At 68.5% G+C, this 17,901-nt stretch carries 21 protein-coding genes; 1 reads left to right on the forward strand and 20 read right to left on the reverse strand.

What is annotated here, in order from left to right:
- Positions 1-9: 9 nt before the first annotated feature.
- The 14 genes from G0P99_RS10375 to G0P99_RS10435 all read right to left on the reverse strand — a co-directional run bounded on the left by G0P99_RS10375 (position 10) and on the right by G0P99_RS10435 (position 12,218).
- Positions 10-3,975, reverse strand: a complete 3,966-nt coding sequence (locus tag G0P99_RS10375; RefSeq protein ID WP_164129489.1) for a glycoside hydrolase TIM-barrel-like domain-containing protein — start codon at positions 3,973-3,975, stop codon at positions 10-12.
- 9 nt (positions 3,976-3,984) lie between these two features.
- Positions 3,985-4,419 (reverse strand): NlpC/P60 family protein, encoded by a 435-nt coding sequence (locus tag G0P99_RS10380; protein ID WP_164129490.1) that lies wholly within the window; start codon positions 4,417-4,419, stop codon positions 3,985-3,987.
- Positions 4,416-5,300, reverse strand: a complete 885-nt coding sequence (locus tag G0P99_RS10385; RefSeq protein ID WP_164129492.1) for a DUF2163 domain-containing protein — start codon at positions 5,298-5,300, stop codon at positions 4,416-4,418. The genes G0P99_RS10380 and G0P99_RS10385 overlap by 4 nt, the downstream gene beginning before the upstream one ends.
- 126 nt (positions 5,301-5,426) lie before the next feature.
- Entirely contained in the window at positions 5,427-5,657 is a 231-nt protein-coding gene (locus G0P99_RS10390) for a hypothetical protein (protein WP_164129495.1), read from the reverse strand.
- An 86-nt stretch (positions 5,658-5,743) separates the two neighbouring features.
- Positions 5,744-5,974, reverse strand: a complete 231-nt coding sequence (locus G0P99_RS10395; protein WP_164129497.1) for a hypothetical protein — start codon at positions 5,972-5,974, stop codon at positions 5,744-5,746.
- 3 nt (positions 5,975-5,977) lie between these two features.
- Positions 5,978-6,637 (reverse strand): lysozyme, encoded by a 660-nt coding sequence (locus tag G0P99_RS10400; RefSeq protein WP_164129498.1) that lies wholly within the window; start codon positions 6,635-6,637, stop codon positions 5,978-5,980.
- A 5-nt stretch (positions 6,638-6,642) separates the two neighbouring features.
- Positions 6,643-6,774, reverse strand: coding sequence for a hypothetical protein (locus tag G0P99_RS24940; protein ID WP_255453271.1), 132 nt, complete (start codon positions 6,772-6,774; stop codon positions 6,643-6,645).
- Positions 6,767-7,117, reverse strand: coding sequence for a hypothetical protein (locus tag G0P99_RS10405; RefSeq protein WP_164129500.1), 351 nt, complete (start codon positions 7,115-7,117; stop codon positions 6,767-6,769). The genes G0P99_RS24940 and G0P99_RS10405 overlap by 8 nt, the downstream gene beginning before the upstream one ends.
- Positions 7,114-7,740: a DUF2460 domain-containing protein gene (locus G0P99_RS10410; protein WP_164129502.1), complete on the reverse strand. Its 627-nt coding sequence runs from the start codon at positions 7,738-7,740 to the stop codon at positions 7,114-7,116. The genes G0P99_RS10405 and G0P99_RS10410 overlap by 4 nt, the downstream gene beginning before the upstream one ends.
- 3 nt (positions 7,741-7,743) lie before the next feature.
- Positions 7,744-10,179, reverse strand: coding sequence for a phage tail tape measure C-terminal domain-containing protein (locus G0P99_RS10415; protein ID WP_164129504.1), 2,436 nt, complete (start codon positions 10,177-10,179; stop codon positions 7,744-7,746).
- Positions 10,172-10,330, reverse strand: coding sequence for a hypothetical protein (locus G0P99_RS10420; RefSeq protein WP_239059769.1), 159 nt, complete (start codon positions 10,328-10,330; stop codon positions 10,172-10,174). Before G0P99_RS10420 ends, G0P99_RS10415 begins: the two co-directional genes overlap by 8 nt.
- Positions 10,331-10,398: 68 nt before the next feature.
- Positions 10,399-10,836 carry a hypothetical protein gene (locus G0P99_RS10425; protein ID WP_164129506.1) on the reverse strand — a complete coding sequence of 146 codons (438 nt, stop codon included), beginning with the start codon at positions 10,834-10,836 and terminating at the stop codon, positions 10,399-10,401.
- Complete coding sequence (locus G0P99_RS10430) at positions 10,836-11,774, reverse strand: phage tail tube protein (RefSeq protein WP_164129508.1); 939 nt, start codon at positions 11,772-11,774, stop codon at positions 10,836-10,838. The genes G0P99_RS10425 and G0P99_RS10430 overlap by 1 nt, the downstream gene beginning before the upstream one ends.
- Before the next feature lie 24 nt (positions 11,775-11,798).
- The gene (locus G0P99_RS10435; RefSeq protein ID WP_164129510.1) at positions 11,799-12,218 is read right to left on the reverse strand and encodes an acyl-CoA transferase; all 420 of its coding nucleotides are present in this window, start codon (positions 12,216-12,218) and stop codon (positions 11,799-11,801) included.
- 84 nt (positions 12,219-12,302) lie between these two features.
- Here G0P99_RS10435 and G0P99_RS10440 point away from each other — a divergent pair, with 84 nt between their 5' ends.
- Positions 12,303-12,785 carry a hypothetical protein gene (locus G0P99_RS10440; RefSeq protein WP_164129512.1) on the forward strand — a complete coding sequence of 161 codons (483 nt, stop codon included), beginning with the start codon at positions 12,303-12,305 and terminating at the stop codon, positions 12,783-12,785.
- On the opposite strand, the gene G0P99_RS10445 is transcribed toward G0P99_RS10440, so the two are convergent.
- The 6 genes from G0P99_RS10445 to G0P99_RS10470 form a co-directional block, all read right to left on the reverse strand.
- Complete coding sequence (locus G0P99_RS10445; protein ID WP_164129514.1) at positions 12,782-13,411, reverse strand: DUF6441 family protein; 630 nt, start codon at positions 13,409-13,411, stop codon at positions 12,782-12,784. The genes G0P99_RS10440 and G0P99_RS10445 overlap by 4 nt on opposite strands.
- Positions 13,408-13,719 (reverse strand): hypothetical protein, encoded by a 312-nt coding sequence (locus G0P99_RS10450; RefSeq protein ID WP_164129515.1) that lies wholly within the window; start codon positions 13,717-13,719, stop codon positions 13,408-13,410. The genes G0P99_RS10445 and G0P99_RS10450 overlap by 4 nt, the downstream gene beginning before the upstream one ends.
- Positions 13,719-14,054 carry a DUF2190 family protein gene (locus tag G0P99_RS10455; RefSeq protein ID WP_164129517.1) on the reverse strand — a complete coding sequence of 112 codons (336 nt, stop codon included), beginning with the start codon at positions 14,052-14,054 and terminating at the stop codon, positions 13,719-13,721. The genes G0P99_RS10450 and G0P99_RS10455 overlap by 1 nt, the downstream gene beginning before the upstream one ends.
- Positions 14,055-14,130: 76 nt before the next feature.
- Complete coding sequence (locus G0P99_RS10460) at positions 14,131-16,167, reverse strand: prohead protease/major capsid protein fusion protein (RefSeq protein ID WP_164129519.1); 2,037 nt, start codon at positions 16,165-16,167, stop codon at positions 14,131-14,133.
- A gap of 4 nt (positions 16,168-16,171) precedes the next feature.
- The gene (locus tag G0P99_RS10465) at positions 16,172-17,692 is read right to left on the reverse strand and encodes a phage portal protein (protein WP_164129521.1); all 1,521 of its coding nucleotides are present in this window, start codon (positions 17,690-17,692) and stop codon (positions 16,172-16,174) included.
- The gene (locus tag G0P99_RS10470; protein ID WP_146301978.1) at positions 17,692-17,901 is read right to left on the reverse strand and encodes a phage head-tail joining protein; all 210 of its coding nucleotides are present in this window, start codon (positions 17,899-17,901) and stop codon (positions 17,692-17,694) included. The genes G0P99_RS10465 and G0P99_RS10470 overlap by 1 nt, the downstream gene beginning before the upstream one ends.

Below are 17,901 nucleotides of genomic sequence, written 5' to 3' on the forward strand. Positions count from 1 at the left end.
GGATGGCCTTCAGAAAGTCAGCGTGACGGGTTTCGGCGCGCCCCGCCCCACGAGGGCGGAGAGCTGGTAGATGCGAATGTCGAGCGTGTCGCCCGGGCCGAGCAGCGCGCCCCAGTCGACGGTCTGCTGGGCGGCGGTGTAGATGGCGCTGGTTGTGGTCGTGCTCAGCACCCGCTTCACGGTCGCGCCTATGAGGATCTCGACCTCATAGGCCTCCAGCTCCTCGGCCAGCGGAACCTCGAGCCCGCCCCAGCTGTCGGCCGCGAGCGCGCGGGACCGGCGCGTCCAGCGGATCGTCAGATCGCCCGGCGCTCGCGGTCTGCGCCATGGCTGTTCGACATGCGCGACGGAGAATGGTCGCAGCCCCACGCCTGCGGGCGTGAAGGACTGCGCGACATACGTCTCGTCGCTGACCGGGCGGCTTGCCGGGCCGATGCGCCAGTTCCACGGCAATCCGAGATTGGCCTCGGCGATAGGCAGTGATGTCAACGCTGCGTCGAGCACCACGACCCGCGCGCCGGCGGGCGCCGGGTTGCCCATGGCACCCTCGGTCCCGCGCTGGCCGCGAAGGAGTCGGGTCAGGCGATACCGGCTGGTGTCGATCAGTTCGGCCGCGCCCGCCTGCACGATCTCCCAGACACCGGGCGCGCTCTCGATGGCGATGGCATTGGCACCGCCGAAGAGGGTCAGGTCGGTGACGCTTTCCAGCGTGCCGGTCAGCAGATCGACGACCAGCACGTTGCCAAGGTCGAAGCGCGACGTCGGCCCGGCGTAGAAGTCCGAGACCAGCGTGCCGATCCGGGAGCGGCTGCCAAACGTGGTCAGCAGGTCGAACCCGTCCGAAGAGGGGCTGCGGAACACCGCCATCTCGCCCGGCCAAGGCACGGCATGCGCCGCCGCGAATGGCCGATGCGCGGCCTGGTCCTCGGTGAGCTGCGGCAGGTCGAGGAGGACCGCCTCGGGCGCGCCGAACACCACGGCCTGCGACAGCGTCGAGGGTCGCGGCGCGCCGGGCGGGAGGTCGTAGGCCTCCCGGTCCTGGCGGACGGCCTCGATGCCGCGCGCGTCGGCGTCGGCAATCGAGATGAGCCGCAGCGGGATGGACCGGCCGTCATGGGCGAGCATAACCACATCGGCCGGGTCGAGTGCCAGCCGAGAGGGCGGCAGCCGGAAAGCCGCGCTTTCACGGCCGGTCCACGCTTCCATCAGCGCGCGGCGGCAACGGCGCTCGGCCTCCTCCGGCGGCACCGCCATGGGAAAGCTTTCGGAGGCGATGCGTGTGGTGTCGACGGTGATGCGCCGGGCCTCGACTTGCGCGGCGTCGTAATCCTCGTCCGCCCGCGCGACTTGCCATTTCAGGGCCTGCGGCAGCTCGGTCTCCTGGCCGCGCGTCAGCTCCAACACGTCGCCCTCGCGGGCGGCTACCAGATCGTCCGGTGCGACGCTCGCCGCCGCCGCCCGCCCACGCATGACGAAGCGGATCACGCCTTCGGTCTCCACGGCGTCGAAGCCGAAATGCCGCGCCAGCGTGGTGATCGAGGCCCGCGGGCTTTCCAGCGCGCCGATGGCATAGCCCTCGACCGCGCCCCAGAGGCCGGTGACGTCGATGCGATCCTCGGACAATCCCGCGCGCAGGCAGAGTTGCCGCACAAGCGCGGCGAGCGACACCGCCCCGAGGCGGCCGGTCAGCCAATGGCCGAGCCGCCAGTTCGGTCCGTCGGTCCAGACATCGGTCAGTTCGGGGAAGAACGGGTACGGCCGCGCGTCCCAGGTCCAAGCCGCGCATTCCGGCACTTGGACCATCCGGCCGCCGTAGACCGAGGACAGCGGGTTGTTCGCTGCCTCACCCCAGAACAGGTAGGTCGCCTCGAGATAGCCGCGCTGGATGGTGTCGTCGCGCCAGCCCCGCGAGAAATACGGCGTGAAGCTCTCCGACGATTTCGGGTCGAAGAAGACGTTGGGTTGGTTGGTGCCCCGGTCGATGGCCGGGCAGCCGAGTTCGGTGAAGCGGATGGGCTTCGATTCCGGCACCCATGCTGTCGGCGTGCCGCTCTCCGCCCCGCCTGGGCGATTGTAATGCGGGTTCGACCACCAGCCGCGCAGATCCTTGTAGCGGAAGACCCATGGCTTGCCGGCTGCGCCATCCGTGATCGGGGTCCGGACTTGCGCAGAGCGGTCGGCGGCACTGTCATAGAACCAGTCGAATCCCTCACGGGCCGCGATGTTCGCCTGCAGATAGGCCCGGTCGTAGATCGCGGGCCAGCCCTCGGCCGCGTCGGCATGCTCGAAGCCGTCGCGCCAGTCGGAGAGCGGCATGTAATTGTCGATACCGACGAAATCGATCTCCGGATCGGCCCAGAGCGGATCGAGGTGGAAGAACACATCGCCCGAGCCGTCGCCCGGGTGATGCCCGAAGTATTCCGACCAGTCGGCTGCATAGCCGATCTCCGTGCCCGCGCCGAGAATGGCACGGACATCGGCGGCGAGTGCCTTGAATGCGGTGACGGCCGGATAGCTGCTGGCACCCGAGCGGATGGTGGTCAGCCCGCGCATCTCCGAGCCGATCAGGAAGGCATCGACCCCGCCCGCCGCCGCGCAGAGATGGGCGTAGTGCAGCATCATGCGGCGCAGGCCCCAGTCCCCGGACGGGCCGGTCCAGGAGACGGTGTCGCCCGAGATCGCGAAGTCAGAGGGGGCCGCGCTGCCGAAAAAGGCTGCGACCTGGTTCGACGCCGTGGCTGTCTTGTCCACGCTCCCGGCATAGCCTGCCGCGGGCGAACAGGTGATCCGGCCGCGCCAGGGGAATGTCGGCTGTCCCATCTCGGCGGCGTTGTCGGAATACGGGTTCGGCAGCGTGTTGCCGGGCGGGACGTCCATCAGTGTGAACGGATAGAAGGTCACACGCAGCCCACGCGCTTTCATCTCCCGGATCGCCTGTACCACGGCAAAATCAGCGGGCGTGCCGCCATAGACAGGGCGGTCTTCAGCGTCGCTGCTGACGAGGATGGCATTGGCGCGGCTGACGCCATTGACCGACCAGCCGACCGGCGCCGTGGATTTCGCCGTGACCTCGACGCCCGGGCGCAGATTGCAGGAACCCGCGCGCAGGTCGTCGCCGAACCAGGCGACGACGAGGCTGACGCTCTCGACGGCCGGCGCCATGGCCTGCAGGCGGTCGAGCGCGACCACCATGTCGGCGGTGTCGGGTAGCGCGTTCAGGTTTTCGGCCTGCGTCGCGCCGCCGGAGGATTTGCGGATGGCCTGGGTGGCATAGGTGAACTCGCCCGAGGCCGGGATCAGGGTGACAGCGCGGGTCAGCCCCTCGGCTGTGTCGGGGTCGGCGAGCGGTCGGAAGACCTCGAAGGACAGCTGCGGCAGGCGGTTGCCGTAGCTCGACAGCGGCAGTTCCTCGAAAACGACATAGGCCGTGCTGCGATAGGCCGGAGTGTTGGCCGCGCCCATCTTCGCCGCGATGAACGGATCGGCCGCCTGCGCCTCGTCGCCGGGATACCAGCGCCAGGTGACGCCCGCGAGGTCCATCGGCTTTCCGTCGGCCCAGATGCGCCCGATCCCGGTGATCGGCCCCTCGCAGAGCGCCACGGCAAAGCTTGCATAGTACAGATATTCGGTCGTCTTGACCTTGCCGCCCCCGCCGCCCTTGCCGCCACCCTGCGTGGTGGTCTTCGTCTCTTCGCGGAAATCGGTGGCCCAGATGATGTTGCCGCCGATCCGCATCCGGCCGTAGAGGCGTGGGATCACGGCTCCCTCAGTCGAGGACGTGATGCGCAAGTTGTCGAGCCGCGCCCCTTCGATCCGTTGCGTCGGCGCGAGCGAGGACACGATCCAGCTGTCGACGACAGAGCCGATGGTGGAACCGATGAAGCCGCCGATGGTCGCGGCGCTGACGCCGAGGATCGCGCCACCGATCGAGCCGCCGATGGCGGCTCCGGCGGCACCGAGAATGAGGGTGGCCATGTCGGGGTCTCAGCGTTGCGGAAAAAGAAAGGCGAAGGCGATGCGCCGCCGCCATGCTGCCGTGAGCGGCTCCTCGATCACGCCGAGTCGCTCGTAGGCGTGGAGGAAGGTGTCGGGGTCAGTGACGATCCCGACATGCTTGGCGATGGCGCGCGGCATCATCCGGAACAGGATCAACGCACCGGGCCCGGCCTCGGATGGATCAAGTTCCGGCATCATGCGCCGCGCGCCCTCGGCCAGCACCTCGCGCGGGCCGGTTTCGCCCCAGTCCCGGCTGTAAGGCGGGATCAAAAATGGCTCGGGGCCGACGACGTTGCGCCAGACACCCCGGGCGAGCCCGAGGCAATCGCATCCGACGCCCTGAAGGCTGGCCTGATCGTGATACGGCGTGCCGAGCCACGAACGCGCTGCCGCGATAACCTTGTCGGGATGGGCGGTGTTCACAGCACGCCTCCGTCGTGACCACCGTCCTTGGTGGCATAGCGCAGAACGGCATCCTGACCGGGAATATGCGGAAAGCCCCGGAAACTGGCGGTGTTGGCAAACTTCGCCCCGCAGGTCTCGATCCGCTTGTCGCAGCCCGCGCGGATGGTGAAGGCGTCGCCCTCGGCGATGGCCCGCACCGGCGCTTCGAGCAAGGTCAGCACAGCGATGCCGTCCGTGACGTCATGGCCCAGCACTTCGGTGCGCCGGCCAGCGTTTGCGCCAGAGGTCCATTCAATTGTGCCGAAGATGAACCAGCCGACCTCGAAGGCGCCAAGGCCGGAGGCAGTGAAGGCGCGGTCGCGCAGCAGATCGATGACGGCGCCGGTTCCCTTGAAGGCCGGATTCGCCAGATCGACGCCGCAGCGCGCATCGCCGAGCGCGGCATCGCAGGTCGCCTGGAAAGTCCGCCCGACCGTCTGGCCCAGCACATGGGCCAGCGAGCGCACCTCCGCGACGAAGGCAAGCCGCCCGCGCCGGATCTGACCGATGGCTCCGCGCCGCATCAGCACGCGCTGTCCGGTGTCGGCCCAGTTCACGCGCCAGACCTCGACCGCCGCGTTGTCCCAGCGGCCATCGAGGATGTCGGTCTCGGTGATGCGGTCGGAGGTCAGCACGCCATCCGCGTCCTGCGCATCGACCGACAGGTCCGAGCCCGAGCGAACCTCGGACGCCGTCAGCCCGCTCTCGGGTTCGAAGTCCGTGCCATCGAAGCTGAGCGTGCGGTCGTGATCGGTGAAGCCGAAGGTGACGCCGTCGGCCCGGGCGATCCGCCAGCACCAGCCGAGCGTCGTCGTGCCCTCGTCGAGATGGGCCTGAAGCTCGGGCAAGAGGGATTTCATCGGCAGGTTCCTGTCATTCGGTCGTCGAGATCGGCGATCCAGGTCGCCCATTCCGGGGGCACGCGGGAGACGGCAGAGGCTGGCGGCCGGGCCAGCCGCGCTTCGGCGTAGGAGGCGCAGCCCGCATCACCAGCGCCCATCGTTGCGGCGCAGCCGGTCAGCAGGATCGCCAGCACCGCGACCGTCACGGACCGCATCCCGCCCACGCTCGAGACGCTTGCTCTTGTCTTCCATGGCATCGCGTTCCGCCTCCCGTTTGCCTTGGCGTTCGCCTTCCGCGCGGCCCCAGACCCGGCCGAGGACGACGCCTCCGATCGCGCCGAGACCTGCAACCAGCCAGATCAGGAACTCAGCCATCGTCGTGATCCCCGCGCGCGGCAGCGACGCAGAGGGCGACGACGAAAACGCCGAGACCCCCGCCCAGGATGATCCCTGCGAGGAACTCAAGCATCGCCGCGGAACTCGCGCTCGATCCGGTCACGCAGACCGATCAGGCCCAGTCCGAGGAACATCAGCCCCGCAGGCGAGGCGTCGCCTGAACCTGCGAGCAACGCGACAAAGCGGGAGAGTTCCCCGAGCGGCCCGGTGGCGGGCAGCGCGAGCGAGGCAATACCTGTGAGCATGGCGAGGCACCCCGCCCACCAGGTGAGCGAGTTCGGACGGATGTAACGCATGGGTCAGGCCCTCCGGATCAGGGTGGAGAAGAAAGCGGTCAGCCGGGCAAGCCAGCTGTTTGCCGGTTCAGGTGTGGCGGCGAGAGCGGATGATCCCGGTGCAGTCGATGGTCGAAGTAGCGCCAGCGCCTCGTTCTCGGTCAGACGCCGGATCGGTCGCGAGAAATCGACCCGGCCGTTGCGATCCACCGACCAGACCGGGATGGTGCCGGCGGGATAGCGGCCCGTGACGAAGAGAGCGCGCTCGGCCTCGCGGCGCGGCCGGATCGCGGCGGGTTTGAGCCAACCCATGAAGGCCGCTGCCGCTGAAGCCCGGTCCCCCGCGTTCAGGTGCCGTGTCAGCGCGGCCTTGGCGATGCCGCCGGTGTTGTAGTGGAAGGAAACCAGCGCATCGAATTCGTGCGGTTCCAGCGGCACCCTTACCGCGCGCAGCACTTCGGCTTCGTAGGCCGCGAGGTCGGACCGGAAGACCCGGAAGGCTTCGCTGATCCCTGCGTCGAGATTGGCGGGCATGCCGCGCGGCATCGTGGCGGGATCGGGTGCCCCGGCTGCGGCGGTGTGGCCGATGCCGAAGGTCCAGACCTGTTTCACATCCGTGTAGGGTCCGGGCACGGTTCCTTCGTGCCGGACGAGGGCCAGAAGCCCCCGGTCGGTCATATGCATGGAAGTCACCCCAGAAGCGAGAGGATCAGGATCAGCGCGGCGATGGCGATGCCGACGCCCAGCCGGTGGCGGAAGGCCTGGCCGGGATCGGCCGGGTCGCAGCGCAGCGAGCGCGCGAGGCGGAGAAGGTCATGCATCGCCATCGCCTTTCCCGGCATGGCGCAGGCGGGCGAGCAGCACCTCGATGAAGGCCGGCCCGAAGACGCCAACCAGATAGGCGGCCGATCCCGCTGCGCCCCCGGCCGGGATCGCTTCAGGCGGCAGGCCGAGCCAGCGGGTGATGACCGCCATCGACAGGCTTCCCATCCCGGCCGCGATCAGACCGCCGAGCAGGATGTGGCGCAGCGCGTCGCGCAGCCGCATTTTCGTCGTCAGCGCGTTGGTCGCGCCCCCGAGCGCGCCCCAGGCGGCGAGGATCACCGCCGTGGAAGCGATCAGTTCCTTCAGCGCCGCCGCCAGAAATCCGGTTTCATCGTTCATCTTCGGATCTCCAGAAGCGGGATGGAGGTGATCGAGCCAAGCCGCTCGAGGTCGAGCGTCACGTCGAGCACGTCGGTGTCGAAGCGGACCGGGACATCGAACTCGAAGCCCGCGGTAATCGTGACGCCGAGGCCCGGCGCGGTGGCAAAGGTGATGACGCCGGTCGTGGTATCGACGGACCAGCCGGAGGGCTGTTCCACCCCTCCGAGCGCGATGCGCACGGTGTCCGCGACCGGCTTGGTGATGGTCCGCACCCATGTCTGGCTGCCTGAGGCGTAGCGCTTCACGAACTGGAAGGCGGTTGTCGTGCCGTCGCCGGTGCCGATCGCCTGGTCGGTCGGCGCTGGCGTCCCCGACGGCAGGCAGGATTTGTGGTCTCCCCAATCCTTGAACCGGAAACCATGCAGGCGGCCGTTCCGCGCCTCAAAGAAGGCGACCACCGCCGCCAGATCGTCGGCCCGGCGAATGCCGTAGGCCACATCATAGCGGCGGCGCGAGTTCGCCCAGCTGGCGTTGCGCTCCTCGTCGCCCGATGCCAGCTCGACGATTTGCGTGCGCCGCTCGGGCCCGCCGCGCGCGCCTCGGCTGATGTTGTCCGGGAACCGGACCTCATGGAACGCCATGGCTTACATGCCCCTCCGCCCGAGCGAGACCGCCCGGGCGATGTCGGCCGCGACCTGCGTCCGGGATTGCCGGAAACTCTCGGCGTCGCGGGCCATGATGGTGACGTTGATCCCGCCGCCCGTGCCGTAGCTTTGGGCCTCGCGGCGCGAGAGCACGCGCTCGCCTCGTTGCAGGATCGCCGGAACCTCGTCGTGCCGAAGGCCGACAGCGCCGCCCGAATGCATCCGGGGCGCGGCGGCGAAGGCCATGGCCGGGACCATGCGCGAGGGCCCCGACGAGCCGACCGTGCCGCCCGCGTGCAGGATGTTGGCGAAGATCCCGCCCGCGCCGCCGAGCACGCCCGAGAGCGCGTTGGCGATTGGGCCAAGGATGAAGCGGCGCGCCGCGAGCTTCGCCAGATCGGCGATAAGAGAGGTCACCAGATCGCGGAAGTTCAGCTTGCCGGTTTTGACAAACTCCCCGACCGCGTCCTCGGCCGACTGGAAGGCGCTGACGAGGCTCTGGCCGATATCGCCGCCGATCTCCCGCGCCCGGCTGGCATAGTCCGAGAGCGCCGCCGTCACGGCCTGCCATCCGGTCCGCGCACGCTCCGCCCCTTCGCCTGCGACGGTTCCGGCATCGCGGGCAGCACCTCCGACGCCGTTGGCCGCAGTTGCGGTGTTGTCGAGCCCGGCCGCGAGTGCATCGGCGGAGGTTGCGGCATCCGTCAGCGCGGTTTCGGCCTCGGTGCCGGACCCGGTCACGGCAGCTTTCAGCGCTTGCCAGGCGGCAAGCGGCCGGGTCGCGGCATCGGTCAGCATGCCAGCGGCCTCGCGATAGGCATCAGCACGCGCGCGCGCGTCCTCCGCCATGGCGCCGAGACCGAGATCGGGCGGTGCGATGTAGGTCCGGGAGAGCGCCGCCGAGAACGCATCGGCTGCTGCGGTACCCGCCGCCGTTGCTGCGCCCTCAAAGGGATTTTCGATCCGGCTCAGGTCGACCGGATCGAGCGTGCCGATCCGCACCCCGCCTTCGCCGGTCGCCCATTCGGGCAGCAGGGCCAGCGCGGCGTTCAGGGTCTCGATGAAGCTGTTGATGCGCGTGACGACGCCGTTCAGCATCGCCTCCACCCCGCCGATAAGCCCGTTCGCGGCCTGGTAGGCGAAATCGCCGATGGCACCCGGCAGGCTGCCCCAGATCGCCGCGGCGCCGTCATAGGCCCCCTGGAAGATCGCGACGGTGCGGTCCCCGAAGCCCACAACGCCCGCGACGGTGCCGTCAAGCGCCGCGAGTGCGGTAGCCTTCAGCCCCTCCCATCCAGCGGCCATTCGGGCCAGCGCGGCGTCGAGCGCGAGCCCGACCCGCGACCAGACCTCGGAAGCCAGATCGGAGAGCAGCCGGAAGGCTTCGCCAACACCACCCACGCGGGCGACGAATTGGGACAGCTGATAGATGAGTTCGCCCACGCCGACGATCAGTGCGCCGACGCCGGTGCGGATCAGCGCCCCGCGCAGCACGACGAGCGCGGTGGCGAACCCACGGACCGAGAGCGCGGCAGCGGCCAAACCAGCGACCCAGCGGCCCGCGAGGAAGGTGGCGAAGGTCACGGCATAGGTGGTCAGGCGGCCGATGTTATCGAAGAGGCCGCGGATCGCGATGCCGAGCGGCCCGGTGCGGCTGGCGACAGCAGCCATGGCGTTCGCGACCGCTTCCAGCGCCGGGGCTGCGGCGACGGCCAGCTGGTTGGAGAGCCCGCGCCAGATCAGTCCGAGCCGGGAGATCGCATCGTTCGTCCGCTCGATCTGGTCGGCCTCCTGCTCGGAGACCACGACACCGAAAGCAAGCACGTCCTCCGTCGCCTGGCGCAGCGTCGCGGTGTCGATCCGGCTCATGGCGATGGAGCCTTCCTCGCCGAACAGCTGGCCCGCGACGGCCGCGCGTTCGGCGGCGGGCACGAAGTTCTCGATGGCCGCGTTGATCGCACCCACGCGCTGGTCTAGCGGCAATGCGATCAGCTCGTTGGCCGAGAGCCCCAGCCGGTCCAGCGCATCGGCCGCGGGACCGGTCCCGGCGGCCGCCTGGCTGAGACGGCGCGTCAGATCCTTGGTGGCCTGCTCGATTCCGGACATCGACACGCCTGCCAGCTCGCCAGCCCGCTCGAGGGTCTGGATGGAAGCGACGGTGGTGCCCAGCGACTGCGCGAGCTTGGCCTGCGCATCGACGGTCTGGAGGCCCGAGTGGATCATCGCCACGCCCGCGGCGGTGGCAGCGGCGACGGCGGCAGCGGCGGCCACGCGAACCCGGCGCGAGAAGGCCGCGAGCCGGGTGTTGGCCGCTTCCATCTCCCGGCTCAGCCGTCCGAAGCCGCGCGATCCGGCTTCACCAACGCCTTCCAGTTCGGCGCGCACCTGCCGACCACCGACCGCCGCAAGGCGGACGCTGACGCGTTTTTCAGCCATTGGGGCGTTCCATCTGTTCGTTGAGTTTGGCCACCATCACCGCTTCGATGACGGGTAGCAGTTCGGCCGCTACGGCAGGCGGCACGCCGAGCGCGTCACCGAGCGCCAGCGCGGCCGACATGTCCCAGCCGATCACCGCGCCGGGCAGCACCCTAAGCTGGCCGCCGAGACGGCTGACGAGGTCCCAGACTTGCCAGCCTTCATGCGTCAGGGGCCGGTTCAGCCGCGCCGGGCAGTCCGGGCAGGCTTTCGCGCAGGCGTCGCAGTATCGGTCGCCCCCACCGAAGGACCAGTCGGCGAGAGCGCGGAGGCGTTTTTTTCCTGCTCCAGCAGCAAGCCCTTCGAGACGTAGGTCATCTGGAAGGCCTCGAAGATCGGCCAGACATCGAGCAGCGCGTCAATGGCGTCAGGGCTGGGATCGATCGGCTTGCCGTCCGCATCGCCGATGCCCTCCCAAGCGAGCACCGCCCGCCGCGCAAGCGCCTTGGCGAAGGCCACTGCGCGTTCCTCGTCGGAAGCCTCGTCCGGCACCGCCTCAACGGCGGGGTCGCCGCGGGTCGCCACCATGAGCGCGGTGGTCAGCGGGCGCAGCTGCACGCGGACGCCAGGGGCGAGGTCATGCCAGCGGGGCGCATTGGTCAGGTCGAGCGTCAGCATCAATACGTCTCCACATCGTTCACGAGGGTTGCGGTGCACATCCGGCCGACGGTGCTGTCGCGGGCGGCCTGCCAGTCGAAGGTGGCCTGCACGCCCTGCGGCCCAGAAATCTCGATACGCGGGCGCGGCAGGTAGACGGCATGCACGGTGAAGGTGAAGCTCTCGCCCGACGGCAGGACGTAGGCGAATTCCAACTCGCAGGGATCGCCATTGATCGCCTGCGTCACCAGCGTGCTGTCGGCGAACCGAACCTCGATGGATCCCGTCAACGCGGCGATGGACGGGTCCGCGCCATCGATGCGGCCGTCCGAACGAATGGTTTCGATCCGGTCGAGGTTGTTGGCATAGGTGATGTCGGCCGAAACGACGTTGCCGAGGGAAGTGCCATTGCGGGTGATCGCCCCGTTGAAATGCCCGAAGCGTTTCAGCTCCAGCGCGGCGGGTGTCCCGGCACTTGTGGTTGTTCCCACCGTCTCGCCCTGCGCCACCAGCCGGGCGGTCGCGGTCAGCAGGCCAGACCGCTGCATCTGCCAGGTGATCTGGTCGAGCACACAGCCCGAATACATGGCGTAGCGCGGCACCTCGGGCATGCCGGTCTCGATGGAAAGGCTCGGCAGCGTCCAGGCACCCGACTGGAACTCATGCGTCCAGGGGCCGGTGCCGGTGGTAGTCGGCGCGCCGAAGGCCGCCTTAAACCAGAAGCCAAAGGCCTCCGCGTCGAGCGGCACGACGACATCGCCGTCCGCCGTCACCGCGTCCTTGATCGGCGCCAGCGGATCGCGGCCGTAGCCGAGAAGCTCGGAGTTCAAGAGCGGCTGCTCTGCGCCGAGCGTGGTGCTGGCGAAGGGCATCTTGGTGAAGCCGCCTGCGGGCGGCGTGCCATAGACGGTCTCGAACGCAAGCGCCATCTGCGCCCGCGCCCCTTGGGCTCGTGCCATGGTGTTCTCCTCGGGTTGTCGGGGTCAGCCGAGCGGGTCGGCCGTGGTGTAGTGAAGGGCGACCGAGATCACGGCCGCCTTCAGGCTGGCCGCGCCGTCGACCGGCAGATCGACTGGCTTCGGCGCTTCCGCCTCGAGCCAGTCGCAGAGGCCGCCAAGCGTGCGGTCGGCCGCGAGCGCCGTGCCGATGCTGGCGGTCAGCGTGTCGAAGGCGGCGTCGCGGGCGGCGCCCTGCACAACCGCCTCGATCTCCGCCCGGTGCTGGTAGTGGTAGGCCAGAGGCGACAACGTGACCTCGGGCTCCCCCGGCTCGCCATCGCGCAGGATCAGCAGGCCCTCGGCCGGGACACGCTCGGGCAGCACCTCGCCGCGAAGGGCGGTGGCGGGCAGCGCCGATAGCCGCGCGTGCAGCGCGGAGAGGATGGTTTCGCGAGGCGTGGGCATGCGGAAAACCCTTGGAGATGCGTTGCGAGCTCTTCGCGCTCCGCCTATTCAGAAGTTTCAACCAGGAGTATTGGAGATCATCTTTTGTCAGAAAAACAAAACCATGCGGCAGAAGACGCGCGAGAGATCTGGAACATTCTTCAGACAGCAAAATGCATGGCCCGCTATGACAAGATCAGCCACGAAATCCTAGCTGAAATCCTGGTCGCGATCGCAACGGGCGGCGAGGTCATTGGTGGCAACAACCGCGGATCGGATGTTCGCTCTCCGCAATTTGGTCTCATTGAGGTAAAATCTCGGATCCTTGGCACAGATGGCCCTTATCCCCGCGTTTCGCTGAAGCAGCACAATCTCGACAAGGCGCAGTGGTTCGCGGCTATACGATGGGACCGCAATTATACTCTCTACGACGCTGTCATGCTGCCCAAGCTTGTCGCTCAGGGACTCTACGAGAAGAAGAGGCAGTCATCCGGGTTGGCTCACATCAGCTGGGCTGATTGGTCGTCAGTTGCTGGTGCAAAGAACATTCGGGCTGCATGCGAATCTGTAATGCAGGGGTTGTGTTAGAACCGCTGATCCACCCAGTTCACGACGATCAGCCCTGACACGCTGTCCAACGCCCGGTCTGCATCCCGCGCGAGGTCCAGCCGCTTCGGCAGCTTCACCTGCGGCACCAGAAGGAAGATCGGCGCGGTGACCTTGCCGCGCCCGGTCTTTGAGCGCGACACCACCGCCTGACCTTTCGTGTTCAGGCGTCCTTCCGCTACCAGCAGGCTCGGGCCTGTCCGGCGATAGACGAAGCGCAGACGCAGGCCGCGTCGCCGTTCCCATTCGCCGGGCGTGATTCTGCCACCGCGCAGGGACTTGCCCGCGGCAGCTAGCGGGATGGCGAGCCAGAACCCGTTTTTCGAGCGGATCAACGGGCCGGTGTCATGCGCGCCAACGATTACCGGTGCTTGCGACCATACCAACGCGGCGGCGTCGAGGCTTTCGCCCGACTTCGGAAACGTCTGGCTGCGGATCGTGTTGGCAAGGCGTGTGCCGAGCCCTGCGCCGGTGACCTGCAAGCGCCAAGCGGCCTTCAGCCCAGTCCCGGCCTCGCGCATCGCAGCGGTCACCGCGTGCTCCCCCGCTGCCACCTCCGCCTGCATCATCGCGACGATGTCAGGATCGATGTCGAGCTTCAGTTTCATGTGGGCCTCAGATCCACGGTCCAGACCAGCCGCTCGCGGTCGCGGACGGGCTCGCCCTGGATGAGGAAGGCTTCGCCCTCGATCTCGATACGATCACCGGGACGCGGGTTCGCAACCTCGGCCACTCGCAGGTCGATCCTCGTGGTCTCGGACCAGAGCCGCGCATCGCCGAAGTCGGTGATGGCATCCGCGCGCCGGGCGACGACGCGCACCAGAACGGGCGCGCCGCCCTCGGGCATGTAGATAGCATCCCTGCCAATATTCGGATCGGCAAAAAGCGCGTCCACGGCAGCGGCGAAGGCAATCATCAGAAGCTGCCGTTGAGCCGCACCCGGCCGATGGTATCACCGGCCCCACCCGCGACTGCCTCAATGGCGACGCCGATCAGCGTGTTCGAGGTGGCCACGTTGGTGGTGCGCTTGTTGGTGTCGTCCCAATAGATTTTCGCGCCGGCCGTCCAGGCCTGCGAGCCGATCTTGGTGATGTCGAAGACGCCGGTGAGCGCGGCCTCGACGGTTTCGCCGAGGGCGGCAGTGCCTGCCGCTACGCCGAAGATGGAACCGACGAGCAGGCCATCGCCGGAGGCGACGGCGTAGGGGGCGATCAGGGTGATGGTGTCGCCGGGCTGGACGAAGTTTTTCATGGGGGTGATCCTCGTGGAAAGACGAAGGGCGGCCCATCAGGACCGCCCGCGTGTCAGGGTTCAGGATGGGTGCGCCTTACGCGCCCGGGTTCTTGTAGAGGCCGCGCCAGTCGATGGCCTTGGCGCCGAAGTCGAGGCGGCACTTGATTTCGACGCCGTCGACATCGAAGCCGTTGCGGGTCTCGATATAGGCGCCCTGCTGGCCCTCGAGATAGGCGTATTCGATGGTGTCGATCTGGTTCGGGCTCGCCGCCAGATACCAGGCGGTGGCGCTGGCGGCATCGAGGCGCGGCTCGCTGATCGGCGAGAGCGTGCGGATCGATTGCGGCACCACGCTGGAGGTGGCGGCAGGCACGAGGTTCTGCGCGACCAGCTGCTCGGCCTTCAGCTCCAGCGCGGCGGGCACGATCAGGAAGGCGGGGCGGATGTTCAGCACCGTCTTCTTGTCGAGGCCCGTCTGCAGCGCCATCGCCGCACGGGCCGCGCCCACCGCATCGACGGCCAGCGCTGCGCCAGTGCCCGCGAGGTTCTTGTGGTTGGCGTGGAACAGCGCCGTGCCATCGGCCATCGCCGGGTTCGCGGTGATGATCCCCCAGACGACATCGCTTTCCAGCTGGGCGATGGAATTGCCGTACATCGCCGGGATACGCGTGAAGGCATCGAGATCGTCATTGATCAGCACCTGCCGGGTGATCGCGACCACGCGCCCATAGGTCTTGACCTTGTAGCTCTCCTTGCTCTCGCCCAGCGTCCCGCGCTTGAACTCGCCGCTCTCGCCAACTTCGAGCAGTTGCGGCGCTTCGCCGAGCTGGACCCGGTGCATCGCCTTGAAGTCGGTGGCCAGCACCTGGCGGCAGAAGAGCGCGAAGGTGCGGGGATAGGCGTCATAGGCCTGCCGCAGGGTCTTGTTGGTGACGGCCGACAGGATCTCGGGGAAGTCCGAGGTCGAGTGCAGCGCGCGCGTCGCCACCTCGTCGCGCGAGAGACCGCGCGTGTTCACCCCGGCATTGCCGAGGCTTTCGCGGGCCAGTTCCAAGAGCGTCATGCCGCGGTACTGGCGCGCGGCATCCTCCAGCGGGAACAGCGTAGGGCTGTAGCGGTGCAAGAGCGCGTTCGCCACCGCGTCGCGGCGGGTGATGCGCTCGTCCCGGCCGCCGAGGGGGACGGAGACATGCGGGAAGGTTCGGGTCTCGTCGGACTTCGCGGCGACCTGGTCCAGGATCAGGCGGCGGGACTCGTCCACGCTGATCCCGCGTTTCACCAGATCCTCGGCGAAGCTGCGCTCAAGGTTCAGCCGCCCGGCCAGATCGTAAATCGTAGAGACGCGGTCGCGCTCGACCTCGCGGGCACGGGTCGCGATGGCCTCGATGTCGGGAGCCTCGGGCTTGGGGGCCTTGGGCTGGCTGCGCGTCTCTGCCGCGCGCGTTTGCGCCTCGGCCGCGCCGGTCTTGTCGTCGGGCATGGTGATCTCCTCGGTCGCTGCCGTATCGGTTGTGTCGTCGGCCGGGGCGGCCGGGGTCGTCTTGTCGGTCATCGGGGATGCTCCTTCGCTGGTTTCGGCGTCCCGGCGATGGAGGACGCAGTCGTGGTGTTCGCCCTTGGAACGGAAGCCCGCGGCGGGGTCGGCGCCGACCGGCACGGCCGAAATCTCGAACGGGGTCCAATCGACCGCCCGCCAAAGCTCGCGCCCGCCATCGGGTTTCGAGATGTCGAAGCGGTGGACCTGGTAGCCGATCGAGACCGCCCGGATGTGCCCGGCCTGGATGTCGCGCCAGATCGGCTCGACGTCGGCGCGCTCACTGATCCGGACCTGCGCGACGCCGCGCCCGTTCTCGATCCGCACTGAGCCGGGCACGACCGAGCCGATGACGGCGTCGAGCGTGTCGATCTCGTGCACCTTCAGGAACGGCGCGCCCGCGTTCAGCCGTTCGAGCCTCACATGGGCCGGGTCGAGGCTCAGTTCCTCGTCATAGGGCTCGCCGAAGAAGCTGGCGCGACGAACGCGGGCGCCCGCCGACCAGATCACCTCGACGGTGCGCGCGTCGTTGTCGACGCTGTTTGGCGCAAGCTCCGCCGACCGGCGCAGGGCCGGCAGTTCGATCATTGTGTCCATGGGGTCAGTCCTGTTGGTCGGCCTGCGCCGGTGTGGTTTCCGTGTCGGCGGGGGCTGTCGGGTCGCCCGCCTGCGCGCTGCCGGTTTTGGTGACGCGGCGCGGGTCGCTGTCGAGCACGAGGCCGAGATCGTCGAGTTTGGCGTTTGTCGCGGCGATCTCGGCCAGCACGGCGTCGGGGTTGCGCCCCTGCCGGGCGATGGCCTGCGCGAGGGTCATGGTGCCGGAGCGGATCGCCAGCAGGTCCGCCATCGCATCCTTCTGCGGATCGACCGCCTCGAACTTCGGCGGTTGCCATTCGACCGGGACATCCGGCGACGGGATCTGGCCCGCCGCCCAAGCGGCTTCCGTGAACCAGCGCCACACTGGCGCGCAGAACATCGGAATGAAGAGCTGCCATTGGACGGCGTCGATCATCCGGCGGAACTCGACGAGGCCCGCCCGGATCGAGGAATAGTTCACCTGGGACAGGTCCCCGGTCAGCAGCTCGTAGGGCACCCGGAACCCGGCCGAGATCGTGTGGAGGCTCGCCCGCTTGTATTCGCCGTAGCCACCGGTGGCGGCGGGCTGGTTGAAGCGGATGTCCTTGCCACCACGCGCATAGGCGATCAGCCCCGGCTCGAACTGCTCGACCCGATTGCCGTCGGCATCGACCACCGAGGGCGCGATGCCCTGCTGCGCCTCGTCGTCGCCGAAGACGATGGCGGTGACGCAGGCCTCGGTCTTCTTGCGGACCAGTTCGGCCACTTCATAGTCATCGAGATCGCGCAAGCTGCGGATCACCGGCGCGCCCCAAGGGACGCCGCGCGCCTGCGTGCGCTGCTTCTCGTAGACATGGGCGATCTCGCTCGCCGGGACGGGGCGGCTCTGCAACCCGTTCTGCAAGGCGCCATAGGCGTCACCCGGATGTTCGGCATGGAGCCAGTAGGCTCGGCGTTTGCCGACCGGTTCGAACTCGATCCCCTGGACCAGCCGACCCGCGCCGAGGGTTCCGGATTTCGTGGCGTCGAGGAAGTCAGCCTCCAGCACCTGCAATTGCAGCGGCACCGGCAGACCGTCGCTCGCACGACGGAGACGTCGGCGCACAAGGACCTCGCCCGCCTCGACCATCTCGCGGCAGATCAGCGTCTGCAGCCCGTAGAAGTCGAGCTGGCCGTCGGCGTCACAATCCGCTGTCCAACGCTCGAAGAGCGCGTCGACCTTGCGGTCCAGCTTGTCATCGCCACTCGCGGCGCGCGGCATGATCCCCGCGCCGATGATGTTGTTGACCAGCACCGCGACGGCTTTCGCCGCATGCGGGTTGTTGCGCACCAGATCACGCATCCGGTCGCGCAAGAGCGCCCCGGCCACGCCGATCTCGGTGTCGGCCGAGGATCCCGGCGCGCGCCAGCCGTCCGTCCGTCGCCCTTTCGCGGCCCCGTCATAGCCGCGCGTCAGGGTCTCGAAGGCCTGACGGGCCAGCACGCGCCTGGCGGCGGCCCGAGGGGCGACGGAGGCAATGGCCCTGTCGAACCAGTTGGCCGACATCACCGGTCTCCGCGCGAGAAGCCCGCGAACCCAGCGATCGGCAGCGGTTGGCTGACGCCCGCGATGGCGCGCTCGATGGTCCGGATGCGGGCGAGCAGATCCTCGGCCGAACCGTAGTCGACGGACTTGCCGTCGTAGCTCACCCGCGTCGTGCCGCTGGCATAAGCGCGGCGCAGCGCCGAGAGCTCGGTTTCCGTCCAGTCCGTCAT

It is taken from the genome of Ruegeria sp. PrR005, from assembly GCF_010500245.1.
In the GTDB taxonomy this organism is placed as follows: domain Bacteria; phylum Pseudomonadota; class Alphaproteobacteria; order Rhodobacterales; family Rhodobacteraceae; genus Ruegeria_B; species Ruegeria_B marisflavi.